Source organism: Falsihalocynthiibacter sp. CO-5D18 (genome assembly GCF_041205445.1).
Classification (GTDB): Bacteria; Pseudomonadota; Alphaproteobacteria; order Rhodobacterales; family Rhodobacteraceae; genus Falsihalocynthiibacter; species Falsihalocynthiibacter arcticus.
In genome coordinates this window covers 132,743-149,285 of the sequence record NZ_JBGFCF010000009.1, presented here as the reverse complement: position 1 = coordinate 149,285, position 16,543 = coordinate 132,743, and the positions used below count along the sequence as shown (strand labels likewise).

Annotated in this window: 15 protein-coding genes and 1 tRNA gene; 5 read left to right on the top strand and 11 right to left on the bottom strand. The window is 53.5% G+C overall.

Annotation, left to right across the window (positions count from 1 at the left end):
• Window positions 1-33: 33 nt before the first annotated feature.
• Together AB9F27_RS13435 and AB9F27_RS13430 are read right to left on the bottom strand one after the other, a co-directional pair.
• On the bottom strand, window positions 34-3,216 hold the full coding sequence (locus AB9F27_RS13435) for a reductive dehalogenase (RefSeq protein ID WP_335584714.1): 3,183 nt from the start codon (window positions 3,214-3,216) through the stop codon (window positions 34-36).
• Window positions 3,217-3,225: 9 nt separating this feature from the next.
• Complete coding sequence (locus AB9F27_RS13430; protein WP_335584715.1) at window positions 3,226-3,681, bottom strand: MarR family transcriptional regulator; 456 nt, start codon at window positions 3,679-3,681, stop codon at window positions 3,226-3,228.
• 141 nt (window positions 3,682-3,822) lie between these two features.
• Here AB9F27_RS13430 and AB9F27_RS13425 point away from each other — a divergent pair, with 141 nt between their 5' ends.
• The 3 genes from AB9F27_RS13425 (at window position 3,823) to AB9F27_RS13415 (ending at window position 6,284) form a co-directional block, all read left to right on the top strand.
• On the top strand, window positions 3,823-4,551 hold the full coding sequence (locus tag AB9F27_RS13425; protein WP_335584716.1) for an HAD family hydrolase: 729 nt from the start codon (window positions 3,823-3,825) through the stop codon (window positions 4,549-4,551).
• A gap of 116 nt (window positions 4,552-4,667) precedes the next feature.
• Window positions 4,668-5,267, top strand: coding sequence for a heme NO-binding domain-containing protein (locus tag AB9F27_RS13420; RefSeq protein ID WP_039004653.1), 600 nt, complete (start codon window positions 4,668-4,670; stop codon window positions 5,265-5,267).
• Between the two features lie 15 nt (window positions 5,268-5,282).
• On the top strand, window positions 5,283-6,284 hold the full coding sequence (locus tag AB9F27_RS13415; RefSeq protein ID WP_335584717.1) for a diguanylate cyclase domain-containing protein: 1,002 nt from the start codon (window positions 5,283-5,285) through the stop codon (window positions 6,282-6,284).
• A 257-nt stretch (window positions 6,285-6,541) separates the two neighbouring features.
• Here the strand turns inward: AB9F27_RS13415 and AB9F27_RS13410 are convergent, their stop codons facing one another.
• The 7 genes from AB9F27_RS13410 to AB9F27_RS13380 all read right to left on the bottom strand — a co-directional run bounded on the left by AB9F27_RS13410 (window position 6,542) and on the right by AB9F27_RS13380 (window position 13,574).
• Complete coding sequence (locus AB9F27_RS13410) at window positions 6,542-8,263, bottom strand: methyl-accepting chemotaxis protein (RefSeq protein WP_236940059.1); 1,722 nt, start codon at window positions 8,261-8,263, stop codon at window positions 6,542-6,544.
• A gap of 12 nt (window positions 8,264-8,275) precedes the next feature.
• The gene (locus AB9F27_RS13405; RefSeq protein WP_335584718.1) at window positions 8,276-8,569 is read right to left on the bottom strand and encodes a hypothetical protein; all 294 of its coding nucleotides are present in this window, start codon (window positions 8,567-8,569) and stop codon (window positions 8,276-8,278) included.
• A gap of 200 nt (window positions 8,570-8,769) precedes the next feature.
• Window positions 8,770-8,844, bottom strand: a tRNA-Glu gene (locus AB9F27_RS13400).
• 126 nt (window positions 8,845-8,970) lie between these two features.
• Window positions 8,971-10,722, bottom strand: coding sequence for a single-stranded-DNA-specific exonuclease RecJ (gene recJ / locus AB9F27_RS13395; protein WP_335584719.1), 1,752 nt, complete (start codon window positions 10,720-10,722; stop codon window positions 8,971-8,973).
• A 108-nt stretch (window positions 10,723-10,830) separates the two neighbouring features.
• Complete coding sequence (glpX, locus tag AB9F27_RS13390) at window positions 10,831-11,796, bottom strand: class II fructose-bisphosphatase (protein ID WP_335584720.1); 966 nt, start codon at window positions 11,794-11,796, stop codon at window positions 10,831-10,833.
• A gap of 62 nt (window positions 11,797-11,858) precedes the next feature.
• The gene (locus AB9F27_RS13385) at window positions 11,859-13,145 is read right to left on the bottom strand and encodes a homoserine dehydrogenase (RefSeq protein WP_335584721.1); all 1,287 of its coding nucleotides are present in this window, start codon (window positions 13,143-13,145) and stop codon (window positions 11,859-11,861) included.
• A gap of 138 nt (window positions 13,146-13,283) precedes the next feature.
• Window positions 13,284-13,574, bottom strand: a complete 291-nt coding sequence (locus AB9F27_RS13380; protein ID WP_335584722.1) for a hypothetical protein — start codon at window positions 13,572-13,574, stop codon at window positions 13,284-13,286.
• A gap of 122 nt (window positions 13,575-13,696) precedes the next feature.
• On the opposite strand from AB9F27_RS13380, the gene AB9F27_RS13375 reads away from it, so the two are divergent.
• On the top strand, window positions 13,697-14,284 hold the full coding sequence (locus AB9F27_RS13375; RefSeq protein ID WP_335584723.1) for a TetR/AcrR family transcriptional regulator: 588 nt from the start codon (window positions 13,697-13,699) through the stop codon (window positions 14,282-14,284).
• 9 nt (window positions 14,285-14,293) lie between these two features.
• Here the strand turns inward: AB9F27_RS13375 and AB9F27_RS13370 are convergent, their stop codons facing one another.
• Window positions 14,294-15,205, bottom strand: coding sequence for a pirin family protein (locus AB9F27_RS13370; RefSeq protein ID WP_369757836.1), 912 nt, complete (start codon window positions 15,203-15,205; stop codon window positions 14,294-14,296).
• A 176-nt stretch (window positions 15,206-15,381) separates the two neighbouring features.
• Between AB9F27_RS13370 and AB9F27_RS13365 the strand changes: the two genes are divergently transcribed.
• A complete protein-coding gene (locus AB9F27_RS13365; RefSeq protein WP_335584724.1) occupies window positions 15,382-15,939 on the top strand; it encodes a hypothetical protein in 558 nt (185 codons plus the stop codon).
• A gap of 3 nt (window positions 15,940-15,942) precedes the next feature.
• Here AB9F27_RS13365 and AB9F27_RS13360 read toward each other — a convergent pair whose 3' ends face one another.
• A complete protein-coding gene (locus tag AB9F27_RS13360; protein ID WP_335584725.1) occupies window positions 15,943-16,542 on the bottom strand; it encodes a hypothetical protein in 600 nt (199 codons plus the stop codon).
• Between the last annotated feature and the right edge of the window lies 1 nt (window position 16,543).

The following is a 16,543-nucleotide window of genomic DNA, read 5'->3' as shown; positions in this document are numbered from 1 at the left end:
TGATTTCCTATCCGTTTCTAGGCAGGGCATGGATCAAAGATCAATTTCGATAACGCCGTTTTCGATTGCGGCTCGAGATTGGCAAAGGATGATACTGCTCGATTTCTCGGCCTTTGAGAGCACAAAGTCTCTGTGCTCGACTTCGCCCGAAATGACGCCGCATTTACACACGCCACAGAGGCCGTCGGAGCATTTGATGTCCACGTGAATGCCCGCAGCGAGCAAAATATCCGATGCGCTGCTTTCCGCCGATACAGGGAGTTCACGACCGTCTTTGAGCCGAAGTGTGAAGGGAGTGTTAACGTAATCGGGCGTTTCAGGGACGGCAAAATACTCAAGATGGCGCGTGTCGTCGGGGAATCCGTTAACTTCTGCCGCGTCTATAACGCTGCTCATATAGTTCTCGGGGCCGCATGTGTAGACATGGGCCCCCTCCATGAATGCCAGAACCTTGCTCAAATCCGCACGGGTTCCTTCGTCGGAGAAGTGAAAATGGACGTTTTTTGTCCAAGGATAGCCCGCGAGGTCTGCAATAAAGCCAGCATTGGTGCGCGATGAGCAGCTGTAATGAAGCGCGAATTTTTGACCAATCGCGTGTAGGCGGTGGGCCATGGCGATCATCGGAGTGACCCCAATTCCGCCGCCCATAAGATAGCTCATTGGAGCGTCTTCGGTCAGGGGAAAATGGTTGATGGGTTTGGAAACAAAGACACGGCGTCCTTGCGTGAAAATGCGGTGCATCAGTTTTGAGCCACCGCGCCCATTGTCCTCACGCAGCACTGCGATTTGATATTGTGACCGGTCTGCGGGATCGCCTGAAAGGGAATATTGCCGAAAGAACTCCGGCGCGACAACAACATCGATATGCCCACCAGCCGTGGCTGCAGGGAGGGGATGTCCATCGGGATCTGAGAACTCGTATTTGGTGACCAGATCACCCATTTTCTCGACTTTGGAGACCACCAATTGCATAACCGGCGTGTCACCGTGATCGGCGCTGTAAATATGTTCTGTTGGCAGGCCCGCCGCGCGGCGTTTTTTATGCTCCTCAGCGGAAATCATGTTTTCATAGGCCGAGATGCCCGCTTCGCGATCCATTGGGAACGGCCAAGCATAGGGCGGCGGCGCCAGAGGAGCCGGATAAACGGCCAAGGTTTGGTCCGCGAATTTTAGAGCAAGGTTCTTTTGTAACGGGCGGATACTCACGGGGTTCAGTGGAGCGCGATAGGCCGCATCGTCGCGCATCTCAAGGTCCCACCACCATTTCTTGCCCGCGACGACTTCGCCGTTTCCAACCAAATCATCCAGCTTTGCGAGGGCTTTTGCGGTTGCCGGGAAATTCATCGCTGCCCAGCGAAACGGAGCCTCGGCGAAGAGGCCTTCGAGGTTCCAAGGGCAGGTTTTCATACAGCGCCCGCACATCGCGCCCTTCTCGTTGGTAACACGATATGTCGTGCATTTTTGGCTGTCGCTTTTCCATATTTCATAGCCGTTGAACATGGCCTTCGGGCCCGCCGTGATGGCGCCAGACGGACATTCGCGGGCGCATTTATTGCAGGCCTCACAGAATTTTTGTAGCCCGAAATCGATGGGTTTGTCATGGGTCATGGGCATATCCGTCGTGACGATGCCGGATTTCAGGCGCGGGCCGAGGAACGGATTAAGGATGACTTCGCCGATACGCGACACCTCTCCCAAGCCGGACAAAAGAAGGAGAGGGGGATGCAGGACCTCGTCGTCCATGACGGAATGCACGCGCGCGGTATAGCCGAGCCGCCGCAAATGCCCCGCCAACACGCCGCCAAGCAATGAAAACCGTAGGTAAGCCCGCATGCTTTGGGCGCAGGCGATCCAGTCATCGCCCGTCGCGCCCTCCATAGTCTCGTGGCCCTGATCGACGATCATAGAGATCGCGTTTTTATGGTAAGGCGTGATCGGCGTACCCGTCACATCATGGCTGTAATAGGCAAAGTCAGGGCAGGCGGAAAGGCCCACAGCGTCGACGCCAAGGAAGTACAGCGCGGCCTTGATATTGGCGGCGTTTTGGGCGGGATCAAGGGTTGAGGGATCGCGTTCCGGCGCTGCTTCGCCATCTTGAAGCAGCAAAAACGCGCCAAGGGACGGGCGAAACGCAAAGGCGGAGGCAGATTTTCGCACGTAATTGCCGTTTTTCGCGGCCTCTTGGACCTTTTTCCCCATGTCGCCAAATAGGGCGCGGACAAAAAGATTGGCGCGTTTTGGAACGCGGGCAACATTTGGCGTGTCGATATAGGTTGTTGGGTTATCCACCCGTTTGAGGGTTTCGAAGGGGTGCGGACCCATGGCAAAATCACGTTTTCTGTAGGGATCGCGGCGAGAGGCCGATTGGGCATGGCGACCCAATCCTGTGGTGTAACTCGCGGGGGGCTTTGCGGAGGCTGCAAGGGGCAGGTCGCCGGCCAGCTCTAAAGTTGTGGTAACAACAGCAAGCGCGAAATCTTTGCCGAGGAAGGGATTGTTGCCGTCCTTGTCAATAAGCCCCGCACAAAGCGCGAGGTGGCGCAAATGGACGTCCGTTGCGGCTTCGGTATGTGCGCGGGCGTCATGGCCCAAACTGCGAATGTAGCTCGCAAGGGTGACAGCGGTTTCCGCCGCACGTAAGCAGCTGCGTTGCGCTTCAGCGCCTTGAATCCAATCAGTGCCTTGCTCGCCTTTATGTGGTGCGCGTGGCAGGGCATAGAGGAACACAAGCGCGTGGGTGTGGTGGGTGCATTCTGCGGGAGGGACGCGCAAAGACTCACGCAGACCGGCCATGATAACATCGACACCTGCGGCCATACTCTTGGGTTGCATCGTTTCAATTTTGGCGGTCAGGCGGGCAACATCTGGATTTTTGATAGGCGTGTCCAACCAAGCGCCCTTAGGAATTGCACCGGCGGACACCATCTCTGAATCACAAAAGTATCCGAAGGATTTTAGGTGGCTGGAGCGTTCGGACGGGTCACTTGGGATTTCGGCAATCTCTTTTTTGACCATCCCTTCGCGGGTGGCGTCCAGCATCGCTTGATAGTCTTGCATCGCGGAAATGATTGAGTGTTTCGGAGCATCGACAAAAGACAAACCCGTTTGCGGCGCAAGACGGCTTGCATCGATTGGCCGCGCGTCTCGTGCCAGTTTTTCCATGGGGAAGCCGCCAAGATGGAACGGGCGGTTGGCATAAGAAAAAGGTTTGCTCATTGGGAAGGCCTATAGATTCGGGAGGGGGGAGCCCTCGCCAGACTGAAGTTTAAGTAACAGACTGCGCAGAGCTTCCTGCTCCATCCCAGACAGTTTAGCTTCAAAATGCGCGGCGTTTTTGCGCGCAGATTGTGTTGCCTTTTCTAAGCGTATACGTCCAAGTTTGGTGGCCTGAACCGAGGCACGGCGACCATCTGACTGCTCTTCATGGCGCTCAACAAGACCATCGCGCGCCATTTTGGTAAGGGCACGCGAGGTGGCCGTGCGATCAATCCCAACAAAATCGGCAATAGCCGAAGGATTGCGTAGGGATTCGGCATTGACCGCAAGCAGAATGCACCACGAAATCCGCGTCAGGCCGAGGGATTTCAACTCAGTCTCAAAACCACGTTCCTGAAGGCGCGCCGTTTTGCTTAGTTGATACCCAATAGATGCGTGAAGAAGGTAAGGTTTTTCTGACAACATAGTTGACGATGTCAATTAAATTGAACTGTGTCAAGCGATGGTATTTCGAAGAAATGCAATGAGGCGGTTGTCATAGGACCAGAATGCCGCGACACTACGAGGCGGTAGGTCTTAAGTTTTAGACGCTCTTTGGGAGGAGATATGGCCGACATTAAAGGTATCCTATTCGATAAGGACGGGACTCTGTTCGATTTCCATACGTCCTGGGGACGATGGACCCTCCGATTTCTGGAGGAATTGGCCGCAGGAAACGCGGCAAAGCAACGCGTTTTGGCGGATGCTCTAGGATTTGATATCGACAAATGCCGTTTTAAGGCAGATTCACGCGTTATTGCGGGCACGCCAGACGATATCATCAGCGACCTACTTCCGCATCTGCCAGGGGCGAGTCGAGAAGGCCTTCTTCAATCGATAAATCATTCGACGGCAACGGCTGAAATGATCGAAGCCGCGCCATTGGGCCCTTTATTGCGAGGGTTATTGGCGCGTGGGCTCGTACTCGGGGTTGCGACGAATGATGCCGAAGTACCGGCTTTGGCCCATTTGCGGGCGGCAAAAATCGAAGAGCATTTTGAGTATGTCGTTGGATTTGATAGCGGTTATGGGGCAAAACCTGCGCCGGGCATGTGCCTTGGGTTCTGTCAAAAAACAGGGTTGGACCCGTCCAGCGTGGTCATGGTTGGCGACAGTCGGCACGACTTAAGCGCGGGCCGTGCGGCCGGAATGAAGACTGCTGCGGTACTGACTGGCGTCGCTACGGAAAGGGATCTTGCGCCTTTTGCAGACGTCGTAATGCCACATATCGGGCATTTACCTGCGTGGCTTGAAGCTCAAACCAAACAGGAGGAGCGTGTGTCGATCGCGAGTTGATTTCGCGACGACAGGGGTTCTGAAATCTTCTGAAAATTTTATCGGTTAGGGATAGTCTTGGCTGTTTCTTAAGAAGCGCCCCTTACGGTTGGACAACCAATCAAGGGGGGTGGCATATGCACGGATTGATCAACCGTTCTATTCAGTGTTTTACACGCGACATTTATGGACCTCAGGTCTGGAGCAATGTCATTGTGCGAGCGGAATTTGAATCCGACAATTTTGAAACCATGCTTTCCTACACGGACGAAAGCACTTTTGTTCTACTGGATAGTTTATCAGCGGAATTGCGACGGAATCGCGAGGAAATTCTGGAAGATTTGGGAACTTATTTGGTTTCACACAAGAATGTCGAGGCGCTGAGAAGGCTATTGCGATTTGGCGGGACGACATTTCAAGAGTTTCTACACTCCCTCGATGATTTGCATGATCGCGCGCGATTGGCGGTCTCGGATTTAGAGTTACCTCATCTTGAATTAAGAGAGCATGCGCCCGGAAAATATAGTTTGAATTGCAGTTCGAACATGCAGGCATTTGGGCCGAATTTTGGCCACGTTATGGTTGGGCTTTTGCGCGCAATGGCCGATGATTACGGCTCCCTTGTCCTTTTGGAGCATCAAGGTGGCCAGCATGGTGTTGAAACCATATCGATCGATGTGCTTGAAAGCGCGTTTGCAGAAGGGCGCGCGTTCACTTTGGCAGATAGGGTTAGTTAGGTGAAAGATAGAACAATGAAACTAGATTTTGAACAATGCTCTCACCTTATGCCGATGCACGCGTTGATTTCACATACGGGGCATATATTACACGTAGGTGACACGCTCGCTAAGCTTTTTTCCGAAGAAACGCTTGAGGGGAAACGGTTTTTAGAAGTGTTTGAGTTGGCACGACCGCGCGCAATCCGGACAATGGAAAAGTTTAGATGTCTGCTTGGTCAGAAGCTTTATCTGAGGGGGCGCGGTCACCGAAAAATCCAATTGGTGGGGTTGGCAGTTCCAGTCGAAGGAAGTGAAAATCTTCTCGTCAACTTATCGTTCGGTATCTCTGTTGTGGATGCGGTTCAAGCCTTTGAATTGACCAGCGCGGATTTCGCAGCAACCGATTTGGCCGTCGAAATGCTCTATCTCGTAGAGGCGAAGGGACTCGCGATGTCCGAGATCTCTGCATTGAACGAACGTTTACAGGGGGAGAAAAATGAAGCCGAAGAATTGGCTGCTACGGATACGCTTACTGGCTTAAAGAATAGGCGCGCCATGGACCACTATCTTGCGCGGTATTTGAAAAGTGGCAAGCCGTTTACGCTGATGAACATGGATCTGGATTTTTTTAAAGCTGTAAACGACAATATGGGCCATGCTGCCGGTGACCGGGTTCTCTTGCGTGTGGCTGAGGTTTTGAACGAAGAGACACGTGATGACGATGTTGTTGCCCGGGTTGGTGGCGATGAATTTGTCATTCTGTTTAAGGGGCTCGCGAGAGAGGAACGGTTGGAAGATATTGCCAATCGCCTTATTTCTCGATTGGAGGAACCCATTCCATACAAAGACCAAATGTGCGAAATTTCATGCAGCTTGGGCTCGACGATCTCGAGCAACTACGAAATGCCTAATGCTGAAGGCATGCTTAATGATGCCGATATTGCGCTCTACGCGTCTAAAAATAGAGGACGCGCTTGCCACACATTATTCGCAAACTTGGCATCAACGCGTTGTCTTATCGAGCAAAACAGGTAGATTTGAAGAAAGTTTCAATTCGGTGCCTTGTCCACGAGACTATGCACCGCGACTCGCTCCTACGAGTATTGTAAACACTGACTGCGCGTGACTACAATGCAAGCTGGCTACATTCGGCACGTGGAAACTGAACCCCAAAGCCTTTGCTGAGCGCCTGACTTCTTTATCGCCGCGCAGCAGTCGGTTGCCAAACCTGTGCTAGACGGCTTAAACTCGAGAGGCTCTGGCTAAAGCCGTAGGATTATTCAGTGGCAAGTTTATGTTCCCGTTGACACTCTGGCAGAAGATGTTGGCCGGTTTGTGTTTCCTAAACCGTCCCTTGTGATGAAAGCGGATGTTGTTCTAGAAAGCTCATTCACTTGGCTCTGCATATCTACGGTTGCAGCGGTAGTTTCTTCAAACATTGCTGCATTCTGCTGAGTCACTTGGTCAAGTTGACTAACCGCCAAGTTGATTTCAACCAGTCCGTCAGATTGGGCTTGGGCTGATGAAGCGATCGCTGAAACCTGTCCTGATATTTCTGAAACCGAAGTTACGATAGCTTCTAAAACGTTTCCGGTTTCTCCAACAAGAGAAACGCCCCGTTCAATTTGACGCGAGCTAGCGGAAATCAGTTCGTTAATTTCGCGTGCCGAAGCCGCACTGCGCTGAGCGAGATCGCGGACCTCTGTTGCAACCACCGCAAACCCCCTCCCAGCGTCGCCCGCGCGTGCCGCCTCGACTCCTGCGTTAAGGGCCAGCAAGTTCGTTTGGAAGGCAATATCGTCGATTACTTTGATCACTTTGGAAATCTGTTTTGCAGACTCTTCGATTTCGCCCATGGCTGCCACAGCGTCTTTTACGACAAATCCTCGTTGAGTAGCGTTTTCCACCGTGCTGGAAACAAGGGTATTGGCATGCTTAGCGCCTTCTGCGGCAATCCGAACAGATTGAGTTAATCCATCTAGACCTGCGGCTGTTTCTGCAAGGGTTGCGGCCTGTCGCTCAGTTCTTTGCGCAAGGTCTTCCGCGGCTCGGCCAATATCATTTGTCGAACCCTGGATTTGAGACGCGTTGGCTAAAACGTTCATCATTGCCTCGCCCAAAGTCCTGACAGCCTCATTGAAATCCTGACGTAACTGCTCGTATTCAGGCTGGAATACGATATCAATTGACGCAGTTAGATCGCCAGATGACAGGCGCTGTAGCCCGCCACGCAATGCTTCAACAACTTCGGATTGCATGCGCTCTTGTTCTAGTTGAGCCTGCCTTTGCTCAGCTTCCGTCGCACGCGTTTCTGCTTCTATCTGACGCGCCTTTTCGGATTGTTCAGCCGAATTGCGAATGGCTTCTTCCGCTTTAGCAAGGGCTTCTTGTGCCTCGGCGTGCGCTGCCTCTGCGGCCGCCGCACTTTCATTTGCATGGACAAGCGCTTGTTCTGCCTTCGCCTTTTCTGCACTGAGTTCTGTATTGCGTTCCATTGCGTCCTTGTTTTGCGCCAGACGTGTTCGGACCGCAATAATGAGGGCGAAGGTTTCGATGGCGACAACAAGGCCGTGGAAGAGAGATCGTCCAATATTTGCGACAACGTCCGTGGAGGGATAAATTAGCGTTGGCGTCAAAACACTTAGCGACAGATGGTGTACAATAATCGCAGCGGTCGCAATGAGAATGACGCGGATATCAGAAAGAGCAATGAGGGCTGCTAGGACAGCAAAAAAGACCATGTGGCTGTCAATTTGCCAAGGGTGGCCGATAAATATGCCCGTCAGGATCATCGCTTGGCCGATAAGGCCGAGCGACACGCCAATGCGTCCCAACGCAGGAGAACCGCGCAGCGAAAGCAGTGCAAGGAGCGCAAATGCAAGCGACGCACCAAGTGCGATCATCCAATTGGATCCAACAACAAAAGCTATTGCCACATTCGCCGCCGTGAAAAGGAAACCAGCGTACGCCATCCATTTTGCAGCGACGTTTTGGCTTTCAGCGAAAGAGTTCATTTCATTTGTCATTTATGCCCCGCAAAGTTGAGAAATTATTTGGCCGTCTAGGACAGCCCACGCACCAGCGTGTTTTAGGCGCGCTTCTAGGCCAGGCGTATCGCTGGCTGCGAAGGCTGCAAATGGAGCGGTTTCCGGACCAACAGAGTCGGCCTTTGCGCGTAGAATAATATCTTGTGCGTTCTGCCACGGTGGTGCAACAACCAGCATGACTTGCCCTTCGGTCACCGGGGCAGAGAGGACAACCGCTGCAGGTGCAGCAAGTAGCCCCAATACGCACATTAGAAAAATAGCAACTCTATCCATAGAAACTCCATTCCGAGCCTATGGTTTGCCATTTAAAGACTGAAGGGCGCGTTAATTCTGGTGAGCCTCACAGAACACATTGCTTAGAATTATATCTATTCTCACGGGAGGGGTGTTTTGTACCGCAAATAGTTTATCCGCAGATTTCAATTACTTGAAATCCAAAAATAAAACCACTGATGCGATGAAATACACAAAGGTGGTAGTCCATAGGGGAGTTGAACCCCTCTTTCCAGGTTGAAAACCTAGCGTCCTAACCGATAGACGAATGGACCATACCTTGTGTGAGACGGGTTTTAGGGTTTGTGCGTGGTTGGTGCAAGGGTAAATTTGCTAAAATTGCGAAAAAAACTTCGAAACTTAAAAAAGTGAAATGAACAAGCTTTTGAGGCCTTTAAACACTAGGCTTCTGAGGCGCGGCTTGCATCTTCGAGGCGCATCTGCGGTTTCTGTCTGCCGGCCCAAGTGTTGATTTCGAGCCGTCCAGCGAGGTGAAAACGGGCCCCGCCGTGATTCTCCAAGGCAGGACCGAGATCTGAGTCGAAGGCTCCAAAACAAATGGCTTCTATTCGGGGCCCGATTCCGTCGCCGAATGTGATCTTGAGGTGACTTTCGCCGACTCGTTTTGTGAAGAAAATCTGTTGGTCTGAAAATGCGAAGCGGGGGGCGGGCGCGGAGGCGCCGAACGGGCCTGCAGTCTCAATCTGTTCAATGAGTTCAACCGTTACCGCGCCGGGCATCAGCATTCCATCCAGTCGCAAATCGGCCGGGCCTGCCTCCCCTGCACCTTGTTTGGCCAAGAGTTCGCTCAGGCGTGCCATCGCTGGTTCGAGTTTATCTTCTTCTATCGACAATCCGGCCGCCATTTTGTGGCCGCCGCCTTTAATGAGTAGGCCTTCGGATGCAAGTTTTTGAATTGCGGCTCCTAAATCGACGCCAGAAATCGATCGCCCAGATCCTTTTCCTTCACCATTATCAAGGCCGATTACGATAGCAGGGCGGTTGGTTTTTTCTTTGAGGCGGCTCGCGACAATTCCAACGACTCCGGGATGCCAGCCTTGGCCCGCGGCCCAGACCAAGGGCGCGTCCAAGCCACGGTTTTCAGCCTGTTCCATAGCGGCGGCACGCACGCCTTCTTCGATCTCGCGGCGCTCTGAGTTAAGCTGGTCCAAACGTTCCGCAAGCGCTTGGGCTTCGCTCGGGTCCGTTGTGGCGAGGAGACGCGCGCCAAGGTCGGCTTTGCCGATCCGTCCACCCGCGTTGATGCGGGGGCCGAGGAGAAATCCAAGGCTGTAACTATTGGGGGCCGTGTCCATGCGCGCGACGTCTGCGAGGGCCACAAGGCCGATGCGGGCGCGGTTGGCCATCACTTTGAGGCCTTGGCGCACCAACGCACGGTTCACCCCAATCAGCGGGGCTACATCGGCCACTGTGCCCAAGGCCACGAGGTCGAGCATCGCCATGAGGTCTGGGCCTTTTGCCTGCGCTTCACGGAGTTGTCGGTTGGCCTCTACCAACATCAGAAACACAACGGCGGCGGCGCAAAGATGCGCGAGGTCGCCGCTTTCATCTTGGCGGTTTGGATTCACAACCGCGTGGGCGTCGGGCAGGGTTTCCGCACCGAGGTGGTGGTCAAGGATGACAACTTCGGCCCCCTTAGCGGCGGCCACCGGCCCGTGGGAAACGGTGCCACAATCAACGCAAATGATGAGGTCATGCTCGGCGGCGAGTGCGGCCATGGCTTCGTCGTTTGGGCCATAGCCTTCGTCAATGCGGTCGGGAATATAGAGGGTCGCTTGGCACCCCATTTGGCGCAACCAGTCGATCAAAAGCGTCGCAGATGTGGCGCCGTCCACGTCGTAATCTGCGAAAATGGCGATGCGTTCTTTGGTGTTTACCGCTTTGAGAAAACGGGTCGCAGCCTTTTCCATGTCCAGCAAGCTGCGCGGATCAGGAAGGAGGTCTCGCAGGGCTGGAGCGAGGAAGCTATCAACGTCAGCCGCTGCGACGCCCCGTTTTGCCAGAATGCGGCACAGGGCAGGGGGGAGTTGGGTCTGTTGTTCCAATGCCAACGCCGCGCGATCTTCATCGCCTGTGGGGCCACACCAGCGGCGTCCATTTAGAGATTTGGAAACGTTGAGAAAATCTTGCATATGGCCCCCGTTTGTTTTGGGTATCTTATCAGCCATATTTACGACATGCACCCGTACAATTCAGAGCAATTAGAGCCGCACACCCTGTAAGGCGCGCGGCAATCGTCATTATTTTGTTGGGTTGCGATACAACATGCGCCGCACGGAACCGGTTTTTGAGCGCATCAAGATTGTTTCCGTTGTAAGAAAGCCAATTTCGCGTTTGATCCCCGAAACAACGGAGCCATCGGTCACGCCAGTTGCTGCAAAAATCACGTCCTGTGTCACCAGATCATCGCGGGTGTAAATGCGATCAAAATCGGTGATGCCGATCTTAGTGGCACGGCCACGCTCATCGTCATTGCGGAACATGAGGCGTCCGTAAATCTGGCCGCCCATACATTTCAGAGCCGCCGCAGCCAGAACACCTTCTGGTGCGCCGCCAGAACCCATATACATGTCGATACCCGTGATCGCGGCTTCGGCACAGTGGATCACACCAGCGACGTCGCCATCGGTGATTAAACGGATTGCCGCGCCTGTTTCGCGCAACTCCGCGATCATGGCTTCGTGGCGCGGGCGTTCCAAAACGCAAACCGTGATATCTTTGGCGTTGCACCCTTTGGCCTTTGCAAGAGCTGCAACGCGCTCTGACGGCGACATGCTGAGGGTTACTGTATCTATGGCGAATCCAGGGCCGATAGCCAATTTGTCCATGTAAACGTCTGGTGCGTGCAGCATGGAGCCGCGTGGGCCCATTGCGATCACGGTTAGCGCGTTTGGCATGTCTTTTGCTGTAAGGGTTGTTCCCTCAAGCGGATCAAGTGCAATATCGACGGCGGGGCCAGTGCCCGTGCCAACTTTTTCGCCGATATAAAGCATAGGAGCTTCGTCGCGTTCGCCTTCGCCGATCACAACCACGCCGTTGATATCTAGCATGTTCAATTGGTCGCGCATTGCGTTTACGGCGGCTTGGTCGGCGGCCTTCTCGTCTCCGCGTCCAATCAGGTTCGCGCTCGCAATCGCGGCAGCTTCGGAGACGCGGGCAAGGCCCAACGATAACATTCGGTCATTAAAATCAGTGGCATTTGCCATGGTGTTTTCCTTGCTCTCACTAAAGGGACGGTCAAAGTCAGGGGCGGGCCGGCCCAGTAACTTTAAACTGTTTCGATACGAATGGCGACCGGAGCCGAGGCCAAAACGGACGAGTTTTGAAATCCGACGAACGCGTTTTCCAACGCGTCGGGGGTCGTTTTATGGGTAACAATCAATACGGGTGCTGTTTGGGCCTTGTGCTCATACTGGCGCATCCGATTGATGGAAACGCCTGCTTCTCCCAAGGCCGAGGCAATTTTTGCCAAAGCTCCGGGTTTGTCCAGAAGCTCTAGACGGAGATAATAGGGGGCGGATGTACCCGAGACCGCGCTGCGCGCGGTTTCCAGCGCCTCGGCGGGTTTGCCGAATGTCGCAAGACGTGTCCCACGAGCGATGTCCATAATATCCGAAAGTACCGCGCTTGCGGTTGGACCTTCGCCAGCACCTGCGCCGCGTAAAACGATTTGGCCGACGTCATCGCCTTCCAAAACGACCATATTGGTACCGCCTTCAAGCTGCCCAAGCGGCGAGTCTGCGGGCACCAAACAGGGGGACATGCGCTGCTCTAGGCCGCGTCCTGTGCGCTGAGCGACACCCAAAAGTTTGATGCGATATCCCATGTCGGCGGCGTGATGAATATCTTCAATTGTGATGCGCTGGATGCCTTCAAGCTCCACGCCTGCAAAGTCGATCTTGGTGCCAAAAGCAATGGCGGACAGGATCGCAAGCTTGTGCCCTGCATCAACGCCTCCCACATCAAGGTTTGGATCGGCCTCAAGATAACCAAGTTGACTGGCTTCCTCGAAGACTTGCTCATAAGTGAGGCCGGCGCTCTGCATCCGTGTAAGGATATAGTTGCAGCTGCCGTTCATGACGCCCATCACACGGGAAATTTCGTTGCCAGCCAAGCCCTCAGTGAGGGCCTTAACGACGGGAATTCCCCCCGCAACGGCCGCTTCAAATCGAATGACGCAGTCTGCTTTTTCAGCGGCAAGTGCAAGGGCATGTCCGTGAATAGCAAGCAGGGCTTTGTTGGCGGTCACAACATCTTTGCCTGCGGCAAGTGCAGCCTCCATTGCGTCCTTTGCCGCGCCTTCACTACCGCCCATCAACTCAACGAATACGTCGACATCATCTCTTTTTGCCAAGGCTACGGGATCATCTTCCCAAGCATAATCTGACAGCACAACGCCACGATCCTTGTCGCGGGAGCGTGCGGAAACGGCGGTGATAACGATGGGGCGACCGGCGCGATCCGCCAGCAAATTCGCCTTCTGGCGTAGGATTTTGACAACGCCAACTCCTACAGTCCCCAGTCCAGCAATTCCGAGTCGAAGTGGCGTGGTCATAGGAAAGTCCTTGGTGCTAGGGGCAGGGTGTTTTCGATGTCTGAATTCTTAGGCGTCTGTTAGCGGGAATTAGCGCCGGTTGCAACGCAACTTTCCTCGCTATTCGCTTTGTTTTGCAGGTGCTTTAGACGAAATATGCTAAAGGGGGCGGTGTCTTTCAATGGCTGCTAGGAGTTTTTGACGCGAGATCGGGTCAAGGACGGGCCCGCGCAAGGCGGCGGCGCGCGCTTTTAAGGCGGCGGTTCCTACGAGTTGTGTGGAGGGGGCCGCCACGGTTGGATAGGCTGCAATCAAGGAAGATAAGGGTAAAAGCGATGGAAACTTCGCCGCGCGATCAATTTCGCTGACTTGCGCGCCGATGTCGGGCGCAGAGGAGCAACTCATCAACGCGAAAAATGTTGCGAATAGGTAAGGTAAACGAAGCGACAAGGCAGACTCAAAAGCTAAGAATGGTGAGCTTTGGTTATAGTCGTTGGTCGCAAAAGAACAAGAAGGCGATGCCGATGGGGGTTCTCTCTGGATCATGAACGTTTGTTCATTTAAAAGAAGATATGGCACGCAAAACTGGTTCACACTCCAATATCACAGGCCCTCGCATTCGCGAGGTGGCTCTTTCGCTGTTTGCGCAACAAGGATTCGCAGCCGTTTCTATGCGCAAAATCGCCAGTGAAGTTGGCGTGCAAGCGGGGGCGTTGTATTTGTATACACCCGACAAACAAACGCTGCTTTTTGATTTGATGCAAAGCCACATGGACGAGTTATTGGCCGCATTTGACATAGTTGAAATCGCGGGATCTGCCCGCGCGCGGCTAGAACAATTTGCGCGGTTTCATATCGGATTTCACATGGAGCGGCCGGACGCGGTTTTTGTCGCCTATATGGAGTTGAGAAACCTAGAACCTGCGAATTTCACCAAGATTGAGGAGCTGCGGCGCCAATACGAAAGCCTGTTGGAGAATATCGTAAAGGCGGGGCAGGCCGAGGGTATTTTTGATGTACCCGACAGCAAGCTTGCGACGATGGCTTTGATTGCCATGCTCACGGGGGTGAACACGTGGTATCGCGAGGGCGGGCGCATGTCGCGCGCTGAGGTCGAAGATGTTTACGCGCAGATGGCGCTGAAGGCCGTCGGCGCGTAAAGCTTTGATTTAACGCGCAGGTTTGATGAAGGTTCCGTTGCGCAAGTCTGCGAAAGCCTGTTGAAGCTCTGCCCGTGTGTTCATCACAATCGGTCCGTGCCAAGCAACGGGTTCTTGGATCGGCGCACCTGAGATGAGCAAAAACCGGATGCCTTTTTCACCCGCTTGAACGGTTACTTCATCGCCGGAGCCAAATCGAACCAAAGTCCGGTTGCCCGACATATCGCGAATATTGACCTCTTCGCCGCGCACTTCTTTCTCGAGGAGAACACCCGTCGGTTTTGAAGCATCGGCGAAACGGCCCGACCCGTCGAAAATATAGGCAAAAGCCCGACGATATGTGTCGATTTTGAAGCTCTTTTTTAGCCCTGCAGGCACGTAAATATCAAGGTATTGCGGATCGGCGGCGACGCCATCAACAGGGCCGCTTTTCCCCCAGAAATTCCCCGTGATAACTTTCACGCGTGTACCATCGTCATCAATGATTTCGGGAATATCGTTGCCTGTGACATCTTGATATCGCGGTGTGGTCATCTTGAGATCACCCGGAAGGTTGGCCCAAAGTTGGAAGCCATGCATTTGGCCGGCGGCGTTCCCGCTTGGCATCTCTTGGTGCATAATCCCAGAGCCAGCGGTCATCCACTGCACGTCGCCTGCGCCCAAAGTGCCCACATTTCCAAGGCTATCACCGTGTTCGACGGAGCCTGACAACACATAGGTTATGGTTTCGATGCCACGATGGGGATGCCACGGGAAGCCTGCGGCAAAATCCTCTGGTTTCTCGTTGCGAAAATCGTCGAACAACAGGAACGGGTCCAACACATCGGGGTTTTCAAACCCAAAGGCGCGGTGCAATTTAACGCCAGCGCCTTCAATGGTTGGCTTGGCGAGGGATGTATCCAAAATAGGGCGAATTGACATTTTCTTGTCCTTTCAAACTGTGTGATACGAAGATAGTCGCTCCAATGCCTTTGCAAAATAGCACATTCAGCACAGCGTCTGTGCATTAATGCGCGCTTCAAAACCCTACCCAGTATCCGCGCTATCATTTCGCCGACAAGCAAGGTACACCGACGCCTGCATTTAGGGAGGTCACAATGACACAAGAGACGCATGAACCAGAAGTCGTAGCGGCGGAAAACGAGCCACAGAACGCGCCCGACGTTCCTTTTGCAGAAGCAAAGCCCTCGGCGCCACGACGTTTGATGGGGCTCGCAGTTCTTTATATGTTGGGTGGGTTGCTGCTCTATATTTCATTCGTGAAGCCCCCAGCAGAGCTCCTTTGGCAGGTGTTTTTGATCCTGTTCGGTCTGCTCATTATGTATCTTGGGGAACGGATGCGCAAAGCGACGCTTCAATCGATATTCTTGACGGCCGAAGGACTGGTTACGTCGGACGGTATTAAAATCGTTGATGTGGATAATGTGAAGTCAATCGACCGTGGCGTGTTTGCTTTTAAACCGTCCAATGGCTTTACCGTTCTTATGCACAAGAAGCAGGCGCGCGCTTGGTCCCCCGGCATTTGGTGGCGTTTGGGACGGCGTGTAGGGGTTGGCGGGGTTATTCAAGCGTCGCAAACGAAAAGCATGGCCGAAATTCTCGCGATGATGGTGCATCAACGGACGCACGGCCTAGACGAGAATATAGAGCCTTAAAGGCTATTCAAGGCACGTTTCCCAGCACAGCTTTGACGCAAAGCGCGAACGTGTGACGGCAAGTTCGGACATTTCCAAGAGGGGAATGCCAACGTTAAATACGGGTTGATAATTCATAAAGGTTTCAATCATCAACACACGATCATGCACGGGCATAACGGGAACGCGGTCCCCATAAGTTGCGACATCTACATCCGTGAGGGTGTAGTTGTTTCCGGTTGCAAAGGACCAGTCCTTGACCAAAACGCGCGCGTCATTGTCACATTCTTCGGTACAAACGACAGAAGTGACGCGCATCCAAGTGTTGTCATCTGCTGAGTTGGACAGGAATTCAAACATGTCCAACAAGCCATTCACATAGGGCGCATCCACAACTTCCTTTTGTCGGCTGAGCATGTCGGCGACGGTAAAAGTCGCTTTGAGGTTTGTGCTCCGCGCTTGGAAGGCATCAAAAAACGCGAAGGTCGCCACATAGGCCCAGCACAGAAGCGGGAACATGATGATTGCCTCGACCGTCATGCTGCCTTCATTGCCCACCATGAAACGGCGCAGCAATGGAATGTGCGTTTGGCGCGTCTCTTTGGATTTGAAGATGTGTTTCATA